The 21960-nt window shown below is 40.5% G+C and carries 16 protein-coding genes and 1 other annotated feature; of the genes, 14 read left to right on the top strand and 2 right to left on the bottom strand.

The annotated features are described in order from the left end of the window. Positions 1–169: 169 nt before the first annotated feature. The 5 genes from tig to yihA all read left to right on the top strand — a co-directional run bounded on the left by tig (position 170) and on the right by yihA (position 8380). On the top strand, positions 170–1447 hold the full coding sequence (gene tig / locus V7150_RS12185) for a trigger factor (RefSeq protein WP_335518207.1): 1278 nt from the start codon (positions 170–172) through the stop codon (positions 1445–1447). Between the two features lie 601 nt (positions 1448–2048). After that, positions 2049–3308: an ATP-dependent protease ATP-binding subunit ClpX gene (clpX, locus tag V7150_RS12180; RefSeq protein WP_335518205.1), complete on the top strand. Its 1260-nt coding sequence runs from the start codon at positions 2049–2051 to the stop codon at positions 3306–3308. A gap of 286 nt (positions 3309–3594) precedes the next feature. Further along, a complete protein-coding gene (gene lonB, locus V7150_RS12175; protein WP_335518201.1) occupies positions 3595–5262 on the top strand; it encodes an ATP-dependent protease LonB in 1668 nt (555 codons plus the stop codon). Between the two features lie 212 nt (positions 5263–5474). Next, the gene (lon, locus tag V7150_RS12170) at positions 5475–7802 is read left to right on the top strand and encodes an endopeptidase La (RefSeq protein WP_335518199.1); all 2328 of its coding nucleotides are present in this window, start codon (positions 5475–5477) and stop codon (positions 7800–7802) included. Continuing rightward, on the top strand, positions 7799–8380 hold the full coding sequence (gene yihA / locus V7150_RS12165; RefSeq protein ID WP_335518196.1) for a ribosome biogenesis GTP-binding protein YihA/YsxC: 582 nt from the start codon (positions 7799–7801) through the stop codon (positions 8378–8380). Before lon ends, yihA begins: the two co-directional genes overlap by 4 nt. A 250-nt stretch (positions 8381–8630) precedes the next feature. On the opposite strand, the gene V7150_RS12160 is transcribed toward yihA, so the two are convergent. Then, a complete protein-coding gene (locus tag V7150_RS12160) occupies positions 8631–9119 on the bottom strand; it encodes a LiaF transmembrane domain-containing protein (protein ID WP_335518193.1) in 489 nt (162 codons plus the stop codon). 274 nt (positions 9120–9393) lie between these two features. Between V7150_RS12160 and hemA the strand changes: the two genes are divergently transcribed. The 8 genes from hemA (at position 9394) to ysxE (ending at position 18486) form a co-directional block, all read left to right on the top strand. Continuing rightward, the gene (gene hemA / locus V7150_RS12155; RefSeq protein WP_335518190.1) at positions 9394–10737 is read left to right on the top strand and encodes a glutamyl-tRNA reductase; all 1344 of its coding nucleotides are present in this window, start codon (positions 9394–9396) and stop codon (positions 10735–10737) included. Between the two features lie 12 nt (positions 10738–10749). Beyond that, entirely contained in the window at positions 10750–11583 is an 834-nt protein-coding gene (locus V7150_RS12150; RefSeq protein WP_335518187.1) for a cytochrome C assembly family protein, read from the top strand. 15 nt (positions 11584–11598) lie between these two features. Further along, complete coding sequence (hemC, locus tag V7150_RS12145; protein ID WP_335518185.1) at positions 11599–12540, top strand: hydroxymethylbilane synthase; 942 nt, start codon at positions 11599–11601, stop codon at positions 12538–12540. Further along, positions 12534–13325, top strand: a complete 792-nt coding sequence (locus V7150_RS12140) for a uroporphyrinogen-III synthase (RefSeq protein WP_335518182.1) — start codon at positions 12534–12536, stop codon at positions 13323–13325. Before hemC ends, V7150_RS12140 begins: the two co-directional genes overlap by 7 nt. A 141-nt stretch (positions 13326–13466) precedes the next feature. Further along, positions 13467–14450: a porphobilinogen synthase gene (hemB, locus tag V7150_RS12135; protein WP_335518180.1), complete on the top strand. Its 984-nt coding sequence runs from the start codon at positions 13467–13469 to the stop codon at positions 14448–14450. A 25-nt stretch (positions 14451–14475) separates the two neighbouring features. Further along, entirely contained in the window at positions 14476–15762 is a 1287-nt protein-coding gene (gene hemL / locus V7150_RS12130; protein ID WP_335518177.1) for a glutamate-1-semialdehyde 2,1-aminomutase, read from the top strand. A gap of 498 nt (positions 15763–16260) precedes the next feature. Continuing rightward, positions 16261–17355, top strand: a complete 1095-nt coding sequence (gene spoVID, locus V7150_RS12125) for a stage VI sporulation protein D (protein ID WP_335518175.1) — start codon at positions 16261–16263, stop codon at positions 17353–17355. 93 nt (positions 17356–17448) lie between these two features. After that, positions 17449–18486, top strand: a complete 1038-nt coding sequence (gene ysxE / locus V7150_RS12120) for a spore coat protein YsxE (protein ID WP_335518172.1) — start codon at positions 17449–17451, stop codon at positions 18484–18486. Positions 18487–18506: 20 nt separating this feature from the next. On the opposite strand, the gene V7150_RS12115 is transcribed toward ysxE, so the two are convergent. Next, positions 18507–18698 carry a hypothetical protein gene (locus tag V7150_RS12115; RefSeq protein WP_335518168.1) on the bottom strand — a complete coding sequence of 64 codons (192 nt, stop codon included), beginning with the start codon at positions 18696–18698 and terminating at the stop codon, positions 18507–18509. A gap of 305 nt (positions 18699–19003) precedes the next feature. Continuing rightward, positions 19004–19240 (top strand) — a binding site (T-box leader). A 54-nt stretch (positions 19241–19294) separates the two neighbouring features. Here V7150_RS12115 and V7150_RS12110 point away from each other — a divergent pair. Then, entirely contained in the window at positions 19295–21937 is a 2643-nt protein-coding gene (locus tag V7150_RS12110; RefSeq protein WP_335518166.1) for a valine--tRNA ligase, read from the top strand. Positions 21938–21960: the final 23 nt, after the last annotated feature.

The following is a 21960-nucleotide window of genomic DNA, read 5'->3' as shown; positions in this document are numbered from 1 at the left end:
CTCGCTGTTGAAAGAAAGCAATCCTGTGATATAATGTAGGGGTTGCATTGTGTAAAAAACTATCTTTTACATTTAAAAAATGGAAAAATGGCTTAATGGACAAGGCCTATTCCGACTCAAATTCGTTATCGAATGAAATGAGAATAGATTTGTTGGAGGGAAAAAAGGTATGACAGCAAAATGGGAAAAGTTAGAAGGAAACCGCGGTGTCCTTACTGTAGAAGTAAGTGCTGAAGAGGTAAGCAAAGGCTTAGACGCAGCATTCCAAAAAGTTGTTAAGAAAGTAAACGTTCCAGGCTTCCGTAAAGGTAAAATGCCTCGTGGAATGTTCGAAAAGCGTTTCGGTATAGAATCACTTTATCAAGATGCATTAGATATTCTTCTTCCAGAAGCTTACGGAAATGCAATTGACGAAACAGGAATTGATCCAATTGATCGTCCTGATATCGACATCGAGCAAATGGAAAAAGGCAAAGAGCTAATCTTCAAAGCAACTGTTCAAGTTAAGCCTGAAGTAAAACTAGGCGAATATAAAGGCTTAGAAGTAGAAGAACTTGATACAAACGTTACAGATGAAGATGTTCAAGCTGAATTAACAACTCTTCAGAACCGCCAAGCAGAGCTTGTTGTGAAAGAAGAAGGCACTGCTGAAAACGGTGATACAGTTGTCATCGACTTTGAAGGATTCGTTGATGGCGAAGCTTTCGAAGGCGGAAAAGCTGAAAACCACTCACTTGAATTAGGTACAGGTTCTTTCATTCCTGGATTTGAAGAGCAACTTGTAGGAGTAGCTACTGGCGAATCTAAAGATGTGGAAGTAACATTCCCTGAAGAATATCATGCTGCAGAGCTTGCTGGTAAGCCAGCTGTTTTCAAAGTAACTGTCCATGAAATCAAAGGAAAAGAACTTCCTGAATTAGATGATGAGTTTGCAAAAGATGTTGACGAAGAAGTTGAAACATTGGATGCATTAAAAGAAAAAATCAAAACTCGTTTAGAAGACAGCAAAAAGCATGAAGCTGAACACCACCTCCGTGACACTGTAGTGGAAAAAGCAGCTGCAAACGCTGAAGTGGAAATTCCAGAAGTAATGGTTGAAACTGAAGTTAACCGCATGCTTCAAGAGTTTGAACAACGCCTTCAAATGCAAGGCATGAACCTTGAGCTTTACTTCCAATTCTCAGGTCAAGATGAAAATGCACTTCGCGGACAAATGAAGGAAGAGGCACAAAATCGCGTGAAAATTAACTTAACATTAGAAGCGATTGCTAAAGCTGAAAACCTTGAAGTAACAGACGAAGATGTTAACGCTGAACTTGAGAAAATGGCTGGCATGTACAACATGACTGTTGACGCTATCACCCAAGCTCTTGGCGGCGTTGAGGGCATCAAAGCAGACCTTAAACTTCAAAAAGCAGTAAACTTTCTTGTTGAAAACAAGAAATAATGAATAGAAAAACAAGGCGCGATAAAAAATCGTGCCTTGTTTTATACATTTTTTCAATTACATATTATAATAAGGTCAGGGAAACCTTTTTAATGTCTAGCTGCAGCGCCTAGGGGATCGGGGTCATAAGCCAATCAGTCAAGAAGGTTAAAGAGCAACCTTCTCGCCTGCTTGTCTTATGCCTGGCTACAGAAAGCTATCGCTTTCTGTACGCATTAAGGGAGACTAATCTCTGGCTTCGCTTTGCTTGCCAGTCGATAATTCTCCCTATATCGCCCCTGGTCAAGGCGCTTCCGCTTTTCTTAAACAATGGGCAGGAAATTAGGAAAGACATAGCGAATTAATAATTTTCATACAGGTTTTAGATTTAATTTTTAAAATAATGGTTAAGATTAATGAGTACATAAGTTTTTTTATTGAATGACACAAACAAAAACCGAGAAAAGAAAACATAATGATGTAAAGCGTTTTATTTCCAGTCCATTGGTTAAATGTGTTACAATGCAAAATACATACCATAAAAAAATAGAAAAACTCGGACTTTGTTTGTGTAATTCGTGTGCTTCAAATGGGGTTTAACACGTTTTGAGGGGTGAAAGAATTGTTTAAATTTAATGATGAAAAAGGACAATTAAAGTGTTCTTTCTGTGGCAAAACACAGGATCAAGTTCGTAAACTAGTGGCCGGGCCGGGAGTTTATATATGTGATGAATGCATCGAGCTTTGCACGGAGATAGTGGAGGAAGAACTTGGAACAGAAGAAGAAGTAGAATTTAAAGACGTTCCAAAGCCAAAGGAAATCTGTGAAATTCTCAATGAATACGTCATTGGCCAGGACCAAGCGAAAAAGTCGTTGTCTGTTGCCGTTTACAACCATTACAAGCGCATCAACTCTAATAGTAAAATTGATGACGTTGAGCTTTCAAAAAGTAATATCAGTATGATCGGACCTACTGGCAGCGGGAAAACATTATTGGCGCAAACATTAGCTCGTATTTTGAATGTGCCATTCGCTATTGCTGATGCTACTTCTCTTACAGAGGCTGGGTATGTAGGGGAAGACGTTGAAAACATTTTATTAAAATTGATTCAAGCTGCAGATTATGATGTGGAAAAAGCAGAAAAAGGTATCATTTATATTGATGAAATTGATAAAATTGCCCGAAAATCCGAGAATCCTTCGATAACAAGAGATGTATCCGGTGAAGGTGTTCAGCAGGCATTGTTAAAAATTCTTGAAGGTACGGTGGCGAGTGTTCCACCTCAAGGCGGCAGAAAACACCCGCATCAAGAATTTATCCAAATCGACACAACGAATATATTATTTATTTGCGGTGGTGCTTTTGATGGAATTGAGCCGATTATCAAGCGCCGCTTAGGCCAAAAAGTTATTGGTTTTGGTGCTGATAATAAGCAGCAAGAAGTTGACAAAAAAGAGCTTCTTTCAAAAGTATTGCCTGAGGACTTACTCCGTTTTGGATTGATTCCTGAATTTATCGGTCGTCTTCCGGTAATCGCCAGCCTCGAACAACTGGACGAAGCAGCATTAATTGAGATTTTAACCAAGCCAAAAAATGCGCTTGTAAAACAATATCAAAAAATGCTGGAAATCGACGCTGTCGAGCTTGAATTTGAAGAAGGTGCACTTACTGAAATTGCGAAGAAAGCAATCGAACGTAAAACGGGAGCCCGTGGGTTACGTTCGATTATTGAAGGAATCATGCTTGATGTTATGTTTGACCTTCCATCTCGCGAAGATATCACAAAATGTATCATTACAAAAGAAACCGTTATCGACAACAGCGTTCCAAAGCTTGTTTTAGAAGATGGAACTGTTGTGGCGGAAGAAAAATCTGCATAACTGTACGAGACCTAGCTTACAAGCTGGGTCTTTTTTGTATCGTTCACTTCCAATAAATGAATAATCAGCCAAAACTATCTATAAATCAGTCATTGTCCCATAAATCATAGCCATCCCCAGTAAATATCAGCGAAATCACAAGGGAAACCATCTTAAACATTTGTATACGTGTTTAAAAGCGCCTTTTCCTCGCCAATTAGTTTTTACATTTTGTAGTTTATTCCGCCTTATTGCAGGAAATACTTATTAATATATATTGAGTATTTAGTTGGTAGGAGGGAAATGTATGAGTTGGACGGGGATTGCCTTATTTATACAGCTTTTTTTCGGAATCATTATTGGACTGTATTTTTGGAATTTGCTGAGGAACCAGCGTACGCAAAAAGTGTCCATTGATCGGGAATCCCGGAAGGAAATGGAACAGCTTCGTAAAATGAGATCAATATCATTAACGGAACCTTTATCCGAGAAAGTCCGCCCGACAAGCTTCAATGATATTGTAGGACAAGAGGATGGAATAAAATCATTAAAAGCAGCATTATGCGGACCGAACCCACAGCATGTGATTATTTATGGCCCTCCCGGAATCGGAAAAACAGCAGCAGCCCGCCTCGTATTGGAGGAAGCTAAAAAGAATGCTAAATCGCCATTTAAACCCGCATCTGTATTTATTGAATTAGATGCGACAACCGCACGATTTGACGAACGAGGCATTGCTGATCCACTAATCGGTTCAGTCCATGATCCGATTTATCAAGGAGCAGGAGCAATGGGGCAGGCAGGAATACCGCAGCCGAAACAAGGGGCAGTTACTAATGCACATGGCGGCGTCCTTTTTATCGATGAAATTGGCGAATTGCATCCTATACAAATGAACAAACTTTTAAAAGTATTAGAGGATCGCAAAGTTTTCCTCGAGAGCGCCTATTATCATGAGGAAAACAACCAAATCCCAACGCATATTCATGATATTTTTAAAAATGGCCTTCCAGCCGATTTCCGTTTAATTGGGGCCACAACCAGAACGCCAAGTGAAATACCTCCAGCCATTCGTTCTCGCTGTATGGAAGTGTTCTTCCGGGATTTAAATCAGGAAGAGATTGTGACCGTAGCAAAAAAGGCTGCTGAAAAAGTAAATCTGAAAATAAATGAAACGGGCGTCAATACCTTATCTACATATGCAAGAAATGGCCGAGAAACAGTAAATATGATTCAAATTGCGGCGGGTCTAGCTATTACCGAAGATCGCGATTATATCAGGGACGAAGATATCGAGTGGGTCATTCACTCCAGTCAGATGACACCAAGAATAGAAAGAAAGATAAACGAAATTTCACACGTTGGGCTTGTGAATGGACTTGCAGTATATGGACCGAATTCCGGGGCGCTGCTCGAAATAGAAGTGACTGTCATCCCGGCTAAAGAAAAAGGCTCGATAAACATCACGGGAATTGTGGAAGAAGAAAGTATTGGTGGACAGGGTAAATCAATTCGTCGGAAAAGTATGGCGCGTAGCTCAATTGAAAATGTAATTACCGTTTTACGCTCGATGGGTGTACCGGCAAACGACTATGATATCCATGTTAATTTTCCAGGGGGGGTCCCAATCGATGGTCCATCAGCAGGTATCGCGATGGCGACGGGAATTTACTCCGCGATTTATAATATTCCCATTGAAAACACCGTTGCAATGACCGGTGAAATCAGTATTCATGGGAATGTGAAACCGATTGGCGGCGTCTATCCAAAGGTTAAAGCGGCACGGAAGGCCGGTGCTAAAACCGTCATCATCCCTGAGGAAAATCGGCAAACCATCTTAAATGAAATTGATGGAATAAACATTGTTCCTGTTACGCATCTTCACGAAGTGTTTGAAATAGCTTTAGTCAATGCCTTTCCTAAAAATGATGTCATCCCGGCATCCATTGAGTTAACGAAAAAAGAGTCAATTTAATAAGAAAACTTCGGTTTGGTGAAAATCAAGCCGGAGTTTTTTTGTTAGAAAGAAAAATGTAATATTGGGGAAAATAATTATATTGAAAAAGTGATTAGTCTCCACACTCAAAAAATAGACACGTAAAAACAAATAGGATAGAATTGTACAACAAAGACTATTCTGCTTTACAGTAGAAAAAAAGGATTTATGCATGTGGAGGTGCAGGTATTTTGGCGAAAAAGAAAGAATTGATCGTCCCCCTCCTGCCGCTTCGAGGATTGCTCGTTTATCCGACAATGGTTCTTCATTTAGATGTAGGCCGTGAAAGATCCGTGCAGGCACTCGAAAAAGCAATGGTAGATGACCATTTAATATTCTTGACCACTCAAAAGGATGTTTCCATTGAGGACCCTTCTGAAGAGGATCTTTATAAGCTAGGAACGTTAACAAAGGTTAAGCAAATGCTAAAACTACCCAATGGAACGATTCGCGTATTGGTAGAAGGCTTAAATAGAGCGGAAATTGTTTCTATTTATGATGATGAGGACCATTATTCCGTTAGTATTGTTACCTATGAGGATCCAGATACGAAGGATGTAGAAGACCAGGCCTTGATGAGAACGATGCTTGATTATTTCGAGCAATACATAAAATTATCGAAAAAAATCTCTGCAGAAACGTATGCATCTGTCGCAGATATTGAGGAACCGGGCCGGATGGCGGATATCATCGCGTCCCATTTACCGATCAAGCTAAAGGAAAAGCAAGAAATTCTTGAAATGATTGATATCAAGCAGCGTGTCAATCGCGTTATTGATACGATTCATAATGAAAAAGAAGTCCTTAATCTTGAAAAGAAGATTGGTCAGCGTGTAAAACGTTCGATGGAACGGACGCAAAAAGAATACTACCTTCGTGAGCAAATGAAGGCGATCCAAAAGGAATTAGGCGATAAAGAAGGTAAAACAGGCGAAATTGCTGACCTGACGAAAAAAATTGAGCTGGCTGGCATGCCGGAACACGCTTATAAGGCGGCTATGAAAGAGCTTGACCGTTACGAAAAGGTGCCAACAAGCTCAGCCGAAAGTGCTGTTATTCGTAACTATATTGACTGGCTGATTGCGATTCCATGGTCGAAAAAGACGGAGGATGATATAGATATTCTCCGAGCCGAAAAGATCTTAAATCAAGATCATTACGGACTGGAAAAAGTAAAGGAACGAGTGCTTGAATATTTAGCGGTTCAGAAGCTGACTAATTCCTTAAAAGGTCCAATTCTTTGTCTTGCAGGACCTCCGGGTGTTGGGAAAACAAGTCTTGCCCGTTCGATTGCCACATCGCTCAATCGCAATTTTATCCGAGCTTCCCTGGGTGGAGTTCGTGACGAATCCGAAATCCGCGGCCATAGGAGAACCTATGTCGGGGCGATGCCGGGTCGAATCATCCAAGGCATGAAAAAAGCGGGAACAATTAATCCTGTCTTTTTACTAGATGAAATCGATAAAATGTCAAGCGATTTCCGTGGCGATCCATCAAGTGCGATGCTTGAAGTATTGGACCCAGAGCAAAACCATAATTTTAGCGATCATTATATAGAAGAAACATACGATTTATCAAAGGTTATGTTCATTGCGACAGCCAATAACCTTGCAACCATACCAGGGCCGCTGTTAGACAGAATGGAAATTATCACGATTGCTGGCTATACTGAGCTTGAAAAAGTCCATATCTGTAGAGACCATTTACTGCCAAAGCAAATTAAAGAAAATGGACTTTCAAAAGGAATTCTTCAAGTCCGTGATGAAGCGATTCTAAAAGTGGTTCGTTATTATACTCGTGAAGCTGGGGTACGGAGCCTTGAGCGTCAAATGGCGACCATTTGCCGAAAAACAGCGAAAATCATTGTTGCTGGTGAGAAAAAGCGAGTCATTGTTACTGAGAAGAATGTCGAGGAATTTTTAGGCAAACCAAGATTTCACTATGGAATGGCAGAGTCTGAAGACCAAGTAGGGGTAGCAACTGGCTTAGCTTATACAACCGTTGGCGGCGATACCCTGCAAATTGAGGTTTCCCTTTCACCTGGTAAAGGAAAACTCGTACTAACAGGTAAGCTTGGAGATGTGATGAAGGAATCGGCACAGGCTGCTTTTAGTTATATTCGTTCAAAAGCGAGTGTTCTTGGCATCGAAGAAGATTTCCATGAAAAATATGATATCCATATTCATGTTCCAGAGGGAGCTGTTCCGAAAGACGGCCCATCTGCAGGGATCACGATGGCAACGGCTCTTGTGTCTGCATTAACCGGCAGACCAATTCGCCGCGAAGTTGGGATGACAGGGGAAATTACCTTACGAGGTAGAGTCCTGCCAATTGGCGGCTTGAAAGAAAAAACACTAAGTGCTCATCGTGCGGGACTGACGAAGGTTATTCTTCCTAAGGATAATGTAAAGGATATTGATGATATTCCTGAAAGTGTTCGTAACGAATTAGAATTTGTACCGGTATCACATGTTGATGAAGTCCTGAAGCATGCACTTTTGGACGGTGACGTACGATGAAGGTAGTTAGGTCAGACATTATCATCAGTGCAGTGAAACCAGAGCAGTACCCGGAAACAGAGCTGCCTGAATTTGCTCTTGCAGGCCGTTCAAATGTCGGTAAGTCTTCTTTTATTAATAAAATGCTTAACCGTAAAGGGTTAGCCAGAATTTCATCGAAACCAGGTAAAACCCAAACGCTAAACTTTTACCTGATTAATGAAATACTTCATTTTGTCGATGTCCCCGGATACGGATATGCAAAGGTGTCAAAGTCAGAACGGGCCGCTTGGGGAAAGATGATTGAAACGTATTTTACGACTCGTGAGCAATTACGGGCGGTTGTCATGATTGTCGATTTACGTCACCCGCCGACAACCGACGATGTCATGATGTATGATTTTTTAAAACATTATGAAATTCCATGCATCATCATTGCAACAAAGGCAGATAAAATTCCAAGAGGGAAATGGCAAAAACATTTAAAAGTTACGCGCCAGACCCTTGAGCTGGATAAAAATGATCATCTTGTTCTTTTTTCTTCCGAAACAGGTGAAGGAAAAGAGCAAGTATGGCAAATCCTGCAAAGTTATATGTAAGGAAAATTCGAATCGCTGATAAATAGTTCGGTCCACTGAAAAACAGGTAAAAAACGCTGATATATACCCCATTGGGAAATTAAAACGCCTGGCGCAGTTCATGATGCGCCAGGCGTTTTCCCGTATAAAGAGGATAGTAATGTATGGAATTGTTAAGATATTTTGTGAAGTTTAACTGCTTCTAAATGCCCAATTAGCCAACAAACCAAAAGGGCTGGAAGAAAAAACTATTCTTTTAGAAGTTTCACGGTCATTTTTTTCTTTTTAGTAGAAAATATATACCAATAACAATTAAAAGGGCGGGCCAAAATTTCCAAATAAAATTCATTCCGTTTTGCAGCAATCCAAAATATTCGGCAATTTTATCATAAAATAACAGCAACATCGCTAAAATAAGAAAAAGGAAAGCTTGGAACAGGCCATTGTTTGTTTTTTGAAAGCGAAGAAAAAATCCAATTGATATGATCAGGATTAACATGCCGATTGTATTCGTGGGCCAGAATGATAAATGGCCTGAAAGATGAAAATGAAGACCAAAGCCACACATGATGACCCCTGGTAGAATTGCTTCGTATTCTCTTGCAGAATAACCTTGACCTAAAAAGGCTATTCCAACAATGATAAGTAATGTCGGCCAGGTGAAAAATTGCTGAAAAAGCGTAATGCCTGTTTGCTGTAATAAAAAGTAAGCTCCAAATCCGATAAGAATGATCCCAGGGAAAATTCGTTGATTTTTCATTGAAAACACCACTTCCAATAAGGTTCACTTGAATCTAGTCTGTTTTTTTGGTACTGTACATAAGGAAGTAATTTGTCCTATTATTTTCTTTAGAATAAAAATCCTAACGATTAAGTTAAAGCATGACCGAAATGGCTCGGCACACGGCAAGTTTTACTATATCTTATCACATAGTTTCGGTTTCTGTTCACATTTTTCGAGAAAAGTCGAAATTGCGCGTGATATAATCATACTAGTTAATTATGTAATCTAATTGGGGGTGTACTTAACAAAAATGTATATAGTAGTCGTTGGTCTTAACTATAAAACTGCCCCTGTAGAAATCCGTGAGCGGTTAACATTCAATGAAACCGAACTTGTGGATGCGATAAAAAAGTTAAACTCCAAAAAAAGTATCCTAGAAAATATTATTTTGTCTACATGTAATCGTACAGAAATTTATGCGGTTGTAGATCAGCTGCATACTGGCCGTTATTATATAAAAGAATTTCTGTCAGAATGGTTTGGAATGGAACAAACTGAATTTTCACCATTTCTATTTGTTTATGAAAATGATGGTGCAGTTGAACATTTATTTAATGTTACGTGCGGACTCAACTCCATGGTTTTAGGAGAAACACAAATCCTTGGACAGGTGCGAACAAGCTTTATGTTAGCACAGCAAGAAGAAACGACGGGATCAGTGTTTAACCACTTGTTTAAACAAGCGATTACATTGGGCAAACGCGGTCATTCAGAAACAGATATTGGCGCAAATGCCGTTTCTGTCAGCTATGCTGCAGTAGAATTGGCCAAGAAAATTTTCGGTTCACTTGCAAATAAACATGTGTTAATTTTTGGTGCTGGAAAGATGGGTGAATTAGCAGCACAAAACCTGCATGGGCATGGTGTGAAAAAAGTAACAGTCATCAATCGTACGTTTGAAAAAGCAAAGGTACTTGCAGCCCGTTTCAATGGTGAGGCTAAAACATTGGCCGATTTAGAGAGATCTCTAGTAGAAGCAGATATCCTGATCAGCTCGACTGGTGCGAAGGACTTTGTTATTTCCAAAGAAACGATGGCTCGTGTTGAGAAAAAGCGCAGGGGCAATCCATTATTCATGGTCGATATTGCTGTTCCACGTGACTTGGATCCAAGAATTTCTGAACTTGAAAACGTTTTTTTATACGATATTGACGATTTAGAGGGAATTGTAGAGGCCAACATGCAGGAGCGGCAGAAAGCCGCAGCAAAAATTAGACTCATGATAGAAAAGGAAATTGTCGACTTCAATCATTGGCTTGGCATGCTTGGGGTGATCCCTGTTATTTCTGCACTTAGGGAAAAAGCCCTTGCGATTCAGTCGGAAACTATGGTTAGTTTGGAAAGAAAGCTGCCAAACTTATCTGATCGCGATATAAAAGTGTTAAATAAACATACAAAAAGCATTATTAACCAGCTTTTAAAAGATCCTATATTACAAGCGAAAGAATTGGCCGCAAGACCGGATGCAGATCAGGCAATGGAATTCTTTATGAAAATATTTAATATTGAAGAGCTTGTTCAGGAACAACATTCGAAAGCAGCCGAAACGAATAAAATCCCGGTTCGAGAAGTTCAGGCTTCTTTTCAGTCATAAGGGGCCGAGGCTATGTTTGATGTCTTTATGACAAGGCTTCATGAATTAACAGTTGTTCTATATGCCTTCAGTGTGTTGTTATATTTTTTCGACTTCATTCACCATAACCGGAAGGCAAACCGTATTGCCTTCTGGTTACTTGCATTTGTATGGGTTTTACAGACGGTTTTCCTTGTTTTCTATATGAAAGAAACAGGCAGGTTCCCTGTACTAACCATCTTCGAGGGACTCTATTTTTATGCCTGGGTATTAGTAACATTGTCAATTGTTATAAATCATTTATTACGAGTTGATTTTATCGTCTTTTTCACAAACATCCTTGGCTTTACTGTTATGGCGATTCATACCTTTGCCCCGATGCAATACCATTCGCATATTATGGCTGAGAAGCTAATGTCTGAACTGCTTTTAATCCATATTACAATGGCGATTTTATCTTACGGGGCATTTTCTTTATCCTTTGTTTTTTCGTCATTATACTTGCTTCAATATGATTTATTGAAACGGAAAAAATGGGGAACTCGCCTGATCCGGCTGGCGGATTTAGAAATGCTTGAAAAATCATCCTACATATTGGCTGTCATAGGTGTTCCGATGCTGCTTTTAAGCTTAATCCTTGGCCTACAGTGGGCATTACTAAAGGTTCCTGGGATGCCTTGGTATGATATGAAAATTATCGGGTCGTTCCTGTTACTTACGGCCTACAGCATCTATTTATACCTGCGAATTGTGAAAAATCTATCTGGGAGAAAATTAGCCATTTGGAATACAGCATCATTTTTAATTGTTTTAATTAACTTTTTTTTGTTTAGTCAATTATCATCATTTCATTTATGGTACTCGTAAAACTAGGAGGCAGTCATGCGAAAAATTATTGTTGGTTCTAGACGAAGTAAACTGGCATTAACACAAACAAATTGGGTTATTGAACAGCTTAAACAGCTTGACCCGCGTTTCGAATTTGAAGTAAAAGAAATCGTCACAAAAGGCGATAAAATTTTAGACGTTACCCTTTCAAAGGTCGGCGGTAAGGGTTTATTTGTAAAGGAAATCGAGCAGGCCATGCTTGATAAAGAGATTGATATGGCAGTTCATAGTATGAAAGACATGCCCGCTGTACTTCCTGAAGGTTTAATCATCGGCTGTATTCCTTTCCGTGAGGATCACCGTGACGCTCTTATTTCAAGAGGCCATGTAAAATTAAAAGATTTAAAACCAGGAGCGATTATCGGTACCAGCAGTCTGCGCCGCAGTTCACAGATTTTAATTGAGCGCCCGGATTTAGAGATTAAATGGATTCGCGGCAATGTCGATACGAGATTAGCAAAATTAGAATCTGAAGAATATGATGCGATTATTTTAGCGGCAGCTGGTCTTTCCCGCCTTGGCTGGACATCTGATGTTGTGACCGAATTTATCGATTCGGATGTTTGTATTCCTGCAGTTGGCCAAGGGGCATTATCAATAGAGTGCCGTGAAGACGACAAAGAACTACTCGAACTATTTGAAAAATTCACCTGTAATAAAACAGAAAGAGCGGTTCGTGCCGAACGTGCTTTCCTGCAAAAAATGGAGGGCGGGTGTCAGGTACCAATTGCCGGCTTTGCACGAATAGATGATGAAACCGATGAAGTGATACTGAATGTATTAGTCGCTTCGCCTGAAGGCCATGATGTCTTCAAGGGAGAACTTCGCGGACAAAATCCGGAAGAGCTTGGAATTCAAGCTGCTGATTTATTAATTAAAAAAGGGGCCAAGGACCTGATTGAAAGGGTCAAACGGGAGCTCGAAGGTCTATGCTAGAATCCTTCCCTTTGCTTGATAAACAAGTCCTTATTCCAAGAGGAAAAGATCAAGCGAAATCCTTCTCAGAGCTAGTCGAAAGGTACGGAGGGACTCCTATCGAAATTCCTCTTATTGCATTTCGTCCGATTGAAAAAAATCAGCGCCTTCAAGACTGTTTGAAGGCCCTTGATACATATGACTGGATTATTTTTACGAGTAACGTGACGGTCGAGACTTTTTTTTCTTTTTATAATGAAGTTGATACGACCTTTCCGAAAATCGCTGTGATTGGGAAAAAGACTGCTGAGGTTTTGAAGGATAAAGGGCTGCGTGCGGAGTTTGTCCCCTCGGCCTATGTAGCAGAAGTGTTTGTTGATGAGTTTTTGCCATATATCAACAACAGTTCACGGGTACTGCTCCCGAAAGGAAATCTTGCCCGGGAATATATCGCCAGAGCTTTGACAGAGGTCGGAGCTGAGGTGGATGAAGTCGTCATATATGAGACATATATGACGGAGGAAAGCCGTGTGAAGCTAGCGCAGATGCTTGGTGACAATCAGCTAGATATCCTCACGTTTACTAGTCCATCCACTGTCGATCATCTGATGGATGTTGTGAACGAAAATGGACTTCATGAGCAGTTGCGGAACTGTGTAATTGGCTGCATTGGGCCGATAACAGAGAAAAAGTTACTAGGTTATGGACTTGTGGTACATGCTTCTCCGGAGGAATATACCGTGAAAGAAATGATCAAAAGCACGATAGCTTATTTAGAGAATGAAGAGAAACTCTCTAAAAAATAAACCCGCAAGTAAGTCGGGGATAACCGTAAGTAAGGCGGAGTTATTCGCAAGTAAGTAGGGAAATCCGCAAGTAAAGGCGGAGCTATCCACCGGTCAAAGCAAAATTTCTTAATTATGTTTAATCATATGGAGGGAAAAATAATGGAATTACAATTTTCACGTCATCGCCGTTTGCGTTCAAGTGCCAATATGCGCTCACTTGTGAGAGAAAATCACTTAAGAGCGGAGGACTTCATTTATCCGCTGTTTATTTATGAAGGTGAAAATATCCGTAATGAAGTATCTTCCATGCCGGGGGTATTCCAAGTATCGATGGATAATCTTAAAGCAGAAATGGATGATATCGTCGCTCATGGGATTAAATCGGTTTTGTTATTTGGGATCCCAATGACGAAGGATGCTTGCGGTGCGCAAGCCTATCATGACCATGGTATCGTTCAAGTAGCAACACGTTACATTAAAGAAAACTATCCAGATATAATAGTGGTTGCCGATACTTGCTTGTGCGAATATACAGACCATGGGCATTGTGGAGTGGTTGAGGGAGAGAAAATCCTTAACGACGAATCGCTTGAATTACTGGTAAAAACAGCAGTTGCCCAAGCTAAAGCGGGTGCAGACATCATTGCACCATCCAACATGATGGACGGCTTTGTTGCTGCTATTCGTTCCGGTTTAGATGAAGCTGGTTTTACAGATATCCCAATCATGTCTTATGCAGTTAAATATGCGTCTGCATTCTACGGCCCTTTCCGTGAAGCAGCAGAGGGTGCGCCTCAATTTGGCGATCGTAAAACCTATCAAATGGATCCTGCTAACCGCATGGAAGCATTTAGAGAAGCAGAATCAGATGTTCAAGAGGGAGCTGACTTCTTAATCGTCAAACCAGGAATGCCATACCTTGATATCGTTCGTGATATGAAAAATAACTTTAACCTGCCTATCGTTATTTATAATGTAAGCGGTGAATATGCAATGGTTAAAGCAGCTGCTCTTAACGGCTGGATTGATGAGAAAAAGACCGTGCTTGAAATGCTTATCGGTATGAAGCGTGCAGGCGCGGATCTCATAATTACTTACGCTGCAAAAGATGTGTGCCGCTGGCTTAAAGAAGAAGAGGAATAAACATTATTTGAAAAGAGGGAATAGAATGCGTTCGTATACAAAATCGATTGAAGCATTTAAAGAAGCCCAAAGCCTAATGCCCGGCGGTGTAAACAGTCCGGTTCGTGCCTTTAAATCCGTTAATATGAGTCCAATTTTTATGGAAAAAGGCAAAGGGTCAAAAATTTATGATATTGATGGCAATGAATATATTGATTATGTACTATCATGGGGTCCGCTTATTCTCGGACACTCCAACGACCGTGTCGTCGAAGCATTGAAAAAAACAGCGGAACAAGGTACTAGCTTTGGAGCCCCGACATTATTAGAAAATAAATTAGCACAGCTTGTGATTGAACGCGTGCCATCAATCGAAATAGTAAGAATGGTAAACTCAGGAACAGAAGCAACAATGAGTGCCCTTCGTTTAGCACGCGGCTATACTGGCCGTAACAAGATTTTAAAGTTTGAAGGCTGCTACCATGGCCATGGTGATTCGTTATTGATCAAAGCGGGTTCTGGGGTTGCTACACTCGGTTTACCTGACAGCCCTGGTGTACCAGAAGGGATTGCTTCAAATACAATCACCGTGCCTTATAATGATCTTGAAAGTGTCAAATATGCATTTGAACAATTTGGCGAGGATATTGCTTGTATCATCGTTGAGCCTGTTGCCGGTAACATGGGTCTTGTTCCGCCTCTTCCAGGCTTTTTAGAAGGACTTCGTGAGATTACTTCCACAAATGGTTCCTTACTTATTTTCGATGAAGTTATGACCGGTTTCCGTGTTGGTTACAATTGTGCACAAGGTTATTTCAATATAACACCTGATATTACATGCCTTGGAAAAGTGATCGGCGGCGGACTTCCTGTTGGAGCTTATGGCGGTAAAGCAGAAATCATGCAGCAAATCGCTCCAAGCGGCCCAATTTATCAAGCGGGAACGCTGTCAGGGAACCCGCTTGCGATGACTGCTGGGCTAGAAACCTTAAGCCAGTTAACGCCTGAGCATTACAAGGAATTTATTCGTAAAGGCGACATGCTTCAAAAAGGCTTTGAGGCAGCTGCTGAAAAATATGACATTCCAATCTCCTTTAATCGTGCTGGTTCAATGATTGGCTTCTTCTTTACAAACGAAGCCGTCATCAACTATGAAAAAGCGAAGACCTCTAATTTGGAATTCTTTGCAGCCTATTATCGGGAAATGGCAAACCAAGGAGTATTCTTACCACCGTCACAATTTGAAGGACTATTCCTATCAACAGAACATTCTGATGAAGATATTGAAAAGACCATTAAAGCAGCTGAGATTGCTTTTTCGAAGCTTAAATAATATGGTTGTGGACACCCACCTTGTTTTGGTGGGTGTTTTTTGTATGTATTTTTAGAAGTCAAAATGCTGAGTTAGTTCGTGGACTGGCTTAGGTGAACTATATGGTTATGCTAAAAAGCAGTTTGGCGGAATTCATCTTAAGTTTAGCGGAAATAATAACTAACTTGGCGGAATTACGCTCCAAGTTAGCGGAATTGCTCCAAAAGTTGGCGGAATTACCCCAAAAGNNGGTGGAATTCATCGAAAGTTTTGCGGAATAAATAATAACTTAGCGGAATTACACTCCAAGTTGGCGGAATTCCTGCACAAATCCGCGGAATTGCCCCCACAGCCCATCAACTCAAACCCTCAGAATCTTCCCCTATCCAAGTTTTTGTACCTAAGACTCCAATTCTTTTCTCACCAACCAAGCGTTTTTTATCATAAAAAAAAAACTTTCTTCATAGAGTGTAAGTGACATTGTGATTTTACTTGGAAGATACGAAAGGAGGAGTCGCTTTGTCCCAGGAGAATCAATCGTGCCTGCGATTTTCCTTGGAGGAGTCGCTGTGGTTTAGAAAAGGACAGGAAGTCGAAGATCTAATTTCGATTTCCCTAGACCCTGACATCACCATCCAGGAAAACGATCAGTACGTAACCATACGTGGTTCGCTGGAACTAACCGGCGAATATAAAAGTTACGAAGCAAGCGATGAAAACGAAGATGAGGGTTTTACTTCTCAAAAATTTGTAGAGAGGGTTACAGAACGTGAAGAAGAAGGCAACTGTGAATTTTCACATCGATTCCCCGTTGATATCACGATTCCGAATAATCGGATTCAAAGCATTTACGATATCGACGTCCTTGTAGAATCATTTGATTATTCATTACCTGAGCGCAGTTGCTTGAAGCTGTCGGCGGAGCTAACCATCAGCGGTTTATACGGATCAGAAGAACAAGAACAACAAATGGAAGAAGAACCAGAGTACGAAGTGCTTCATCGCTCTGAATCTGAATACCAAGATGATGAAGTAGAAGTCGAACAGCAAGCAGTTCAAAGCAATTACCAAGACAATTTCTTGTTCGAAGCAGAGGCAAGAAAACAGCAAGAAGAAGAGCCTATTGAAGTATTGCCGAAATTCCCGACCTTTAACTATCAGCCGCAGGTAGAATATGAAGATGAAGAAGATTTCGAGCCTGCGTGGAACTTCCAAGAAGCAAGAAATGATGGCAGCAAGCATGAAGAGGTGGAAATAAAACAGGAAGTTGTGGTGGAAATTGAGCCGGAGGAACATCATTATGTTGAAAAACATACGGTTGAAGAAGAAAGTTCATCTTCTTCTTCTGATGATGTAATCAAAAAGGTAAAGAAAAAGCTGTCAGGTAAAAAGAAAAGCATGACGCTGACAGAGTTTTTTGCCCGGAAGGACGAAAGTACGGGCCAAACAAAATTAAAGGTATGCATCGTGCAAAAAGGTGATACAGTTGATAGTTTGGCAGATCGCTATGACGTTTCAGTTCAAAATCTCCTCCGTGTCAACAATCTAGAACTGAATCAAGATGTCTTCGAGGGTCAAGTTTTATACATTCCTGGAGCCCTTGCGAAAAAATAATCTAATGGCAAAAAAGATGAGCGGGTTTCTTTGACCTGCTCAACTTCTTTTAAAAGTATTCCCTCCTTTTCTTTGAAAGAGAGATGAGTTTTCATGAATGATTCGAACCGATTAGAAACCGTTACACCAATATTAAGAAATTATCATATCGAGCCTTATTTTGTTGAAGATTACGGCATTGTCCAAAAGATTTATTCAGACAAAGGAACCTTTGCCTTAAAAAAAGTCCCTCCCACTATCGGGACGGATTTCATCCGCCATGTTCATCTTCTATATCAAAAAGGGTTTAACCGAATTGTGCCGATTTATCCGACAATGGATGGGAGGTATGCTGTTTTACATGAAAATAATCTTTATTACATCATGCCATGGATGCCGAACGATCAAAAAGAAAATCGCGAGTACAAAAACCATCAGCTTTTTCGCGAATTAGCAAGGCTCCATACCCTATCTGCCAAGGAGATAACAGTCAGCCAAGAAGAACGAACAGAGCATTATGAAAAGACGATCCAGCAGCTTGAAAAACATCAAGAATTCCTTGATGGCTTTATTGATACATGTGAAAAAAAGACCTATATGTCGCCGTTTGAATTGCTTTATTGCTTATATTACAACGAAATAAGGCAAGCACTGCGCTTTTCAAAATCAAAATTTGAAGAATGGTATGAAAGCACAAAAGAAAACGACAAGGCCCGGATGGTGATTACCCACGGGAAATTATCATCAGAGCATTTTCTCTTCGATGAACGGGGCTATGGCTTTTTCATAAATTTTGAAAATGCCCGCTACGGCTCACCGATCCATGATCTCCTGCCGTATTTATCACGAGCATTAAATACCAGCCCAAAAAGGAATGATTCGGCTCTTGATTGGATTTATCATTATTTTAAATACTTTCCGTTTAAAGAAGATGAAAAACTATTGTTTTACAGCTATTTAGCTTTGCCGATCCCTATCATGCAAGTGGCAGAAAACTACTACCGTAAGGAGCGGTCAAGGAATGAGATGAAATTTGTCCGACAGCTGCAGCACCGCTATTGGCATTTAAAAAATTCCGAGTATATCGTGATGCGAATGACGGAAATTGAAAACCAGCAGAAACAAGCAAAAGAAGGAGCCCAGCCGCAGTAAAAACCTGCAAAATGGGCTCCTTAAATAATTTCAAAGTAAATTGAAATGGCAATTGCGATAAAAAACGATAACAATAACACATCAAAGACAGTTGGTAAAAAAATCGTCCGAATAAATTGGAAAATCACAAACGGAATAATTAATTGTCCACAAAATCTTCGAAACGTTCTAAACCAGGGACGGTGTTTGTATTTATTAAAATTTCCTTTCATTGAAACCCCCCCTAAAAAATATGACATTTATTTTCCACGCATTAACGGGCAGTAAGATCCCCCTTTTAAAACTTAAATAATCAAAAGTGCGTCTGGGATCAACTGCCCCTAAAAGCCCGATAAGTTCAACTAACAATAAGCGGGGGGAGGAAAAATCCCCCCACTTATTGTAGTTTCACTATATTTATATTCAAAATACCCAGTTTGTTCCCTTAAAAAAAGCATATAGTATAAAAAATAAAAAATTTGGCCATCCTGATTGACGTCAATCCCCTTTTTTGGGTAGTATAACTATATACTTAATAATAAAAGCAAAGACAGGGAAGAGTACGATGCCATCCTGCTTAAAGAGAGGGAAATCATTAGCTGGAAGATTTTCTAAGAGGAACGTCGGAAGGTCGCCCATGAGCTTCTTCTGCGAACGGATTGCAAAATCTCAATAGTTGAAGACGGATGAAATCCGTTATCTTATTTAAGAGCCAATCATATTTCTGGATTGGAAAAAAGGTGGTACCGCGAAGCAAACTCCATTCGTCCTTTTATGACGAATGGAGTTTTTTGTTTTTCTCGGAAGGTAAAAAAAGGAGGAGTTTTAGATGGAAACAAAGGAAATAACAATGCCTACCAAATACGACCCGCAATCAATTGAAAAAGGGCGTTATGACTGGTGGTTAAAAGGTAAGTTTTTCGAGGCTAAAGATGATCAAGGCAAGCAGCCATACACAATCGTCATCCCGCCGCCAAATGTTACCGGAAAACTTCATTTGGGTCATGCATGGGATACAACATTACAAGATATCATTACTCGTATGAAGAGAATGCAAGGCTATGACGTACTTTGGCTTCCAGGGATGGACCATGCCGGGATTGCAACACAAGCGAAAGTTGAAGAAAAGCTCCGCAACGAGGGTAAAAGCCGCTATGATTTAGGCCGTGCAAAATTCGTTGAAGAAACATGGAAGTGGAAGGAAGAATATGCTTCACACATCCGTCAGCAGTGGGCAAAGCTGGGCCTAGGCCTTGACTACAGCCGTGAGCGTTTCACCCTTGATGAAGGTTTATCTGATGCGGTTCGTGAAGTATTTGTAACCCTTTATAAAAAAGGACTCATTTACCGTGGAGAGTACATTATTAACTGGGATCCTTCTACAAAAACAGCTCTATCCGACATCGAGGTCATATACAAGGATGTTCAAGGTGCCTTTTATCATATGAGATATCCATTAGCAGATGGATCAGGTCACATTGAAATTGCGACCACTCGTCCTGAAACAATGCTTGGTGATACGGCTGTTGCAGTACATCCGGAAGATGATCGTTACAAACACTTAATCGGTAAAACTGTAATCCTGCCAATCGTGGGGCGTGAAATCCCAATCGTTGGCGATGATTATGTTGATATGGAATTCGGTTCAGGTGCGGTAAAAATTACACCTGCTCATGATCCGAATGACTTTGAAGTCGGTAACCGACACAATCTGGAGCGCGTTCTTGTAATGAATGAAGACGGCTCCATGAATGCGAAGGCCGGTAAATACCAAGGCTTAGACCGATTCGAATGCCGCAAGCAAATCGTCAAAGATCTTCAAGAACTGGGCGTTCTCTTCAAAATTGAAGACCACCTTCATTCTGTTGGTCACTCCGAACGCAGCGGTGCGGTTGTTGAACCATATCTTTCAACACAATGGTTTGTAAAAATGCAGCCGCTCGCAGATGAAGCGATTGCCCTGCAAAACAAAGAAAATAAAGTAAACTTCGTTCCTGATCGTTTTGAAAAAACATACTTACGCTGGATGGAGAATATCCGCGACTGGTGTATTTCAAGACAGCTTTGGTGGGGTCACCGGATTCCGGCTTGGTACCACAAAGAAACAGGAGAAGTATACGTTGGTCTTGAATCCCCGGCAGATGCTGAGAACTGGGAGCAGGATAAGGATGTATTAGATACATGGTTCAGCTCGGCACTTTGGCCTTTCTCGACAATGGGCTGGCCAAAAAAAGAAGCGGCTGATTTCAAACGTTATTTCCCGAATGATACCCTTGTGACTGGATATGATATCATCTTTTTCTGGATATCTAGGATGATTTTCCAAAGCATCGAGTTTACTGGCGAACGTCCATTTAAAGATGTTCTCATTCATGGTCTTGTTCGAGATGAGCAGGGACGTAAGATGAGTAAATCACTTGGCAATGGTGTGGATCCAATGGATGTCATCGAAAAATACGGTGCCGATGCATTGCGTTACTTCCTATCAACAGGAAGTTCACCAGGACAGGATTTACGCTTTAGTTTTGAAAAGGTAGAATCAACCTGGAATTTCGCCAATAAAATTTGGAATGCCTCCCGTTTCGCGTTAATGAATATGGATGGCATGACATATGAGGAAATTGATTTAAGCGGTGAAAAGTCGGTTGCTGATAAGTGGATTTTAACTCGTTTAAATGAAACGATCGAACATGTAACAAGACTTTCCGAGCGTTATGAATTCGGTGAGGTTGGCCGTGCATTATACAATTTCATTTGGGATGACTTCTGTGATTGGTATATCGAAATGGCTAAGCTGCCGCTATATGGTGATGATGAAGCTGCTAAGAAAACGACTCGTTCGATTCTTGCCTATGTTTTAGACAACACAATGCGCCTGCTGCATCCGTTCATGCCATTCATTACCGAGGAAATTTGGCAAAACCTTCCTCACGCTGGTGAGTCGATTACGACAGCAGCATGGCCGGTGGTAAAACTAGAACTTTCCGACGACCAAGCAGCTCAAGAAATGAAGCTGCTCATGGAAATGATTCGCTCTGTACGGAATATCCGTGCTGAAGTAAACACACCAATGAGCAAAAAAATCAAAATGCTAGTAAAAGCAAAGGATGAAGCGGTTCTAAAAGCGATTGAGAATAACCGCAGCTATATTGAACGTTTTTGTAATCCAGAAGAATTGCAATTGGGTGTTGATATTGAAGTACCTGAAAAAGCAATGACCGCTGTAATTACAGGCTTAGAAATCATCCTGCCGCTCGAAGGCTTGATTAACATTGATGAAGAAATTGCCCGTCTTGAAAAAGAATTCGAGAGATTAAATAAAGAAGTTGATCGAGTTCAGAAGAAATTAAGCAATGAAGGATTCATGAAAAAGGCACCTGAAAATGTAGTTGCTGAAGAGCGCGCAAAAGAAAAGGATTATCTTGAAAAGAGAAGCATTGTTGAAGCTCGTATTAAAGAATTAAGAGGATAATGAGAAGAATGAGGCGAATCTAG

Origin of the sequence: Neobacillus drentensis (assembly GCF_036965245.1) — a bacterium.
In the GTDB taxonomy this organism is placed as follows: domain Bacteria; phylum Bacillota; class Bacilli; order Bacillales; family Cytobacillaceae; genus Neobacillus; species Neobacillus drentensis_G.
The sequence above is the reverse complement of the archived record's forward strand: the minus strand, read 5'-3'. Positions and strand labels throughout refer to the sequence as shown.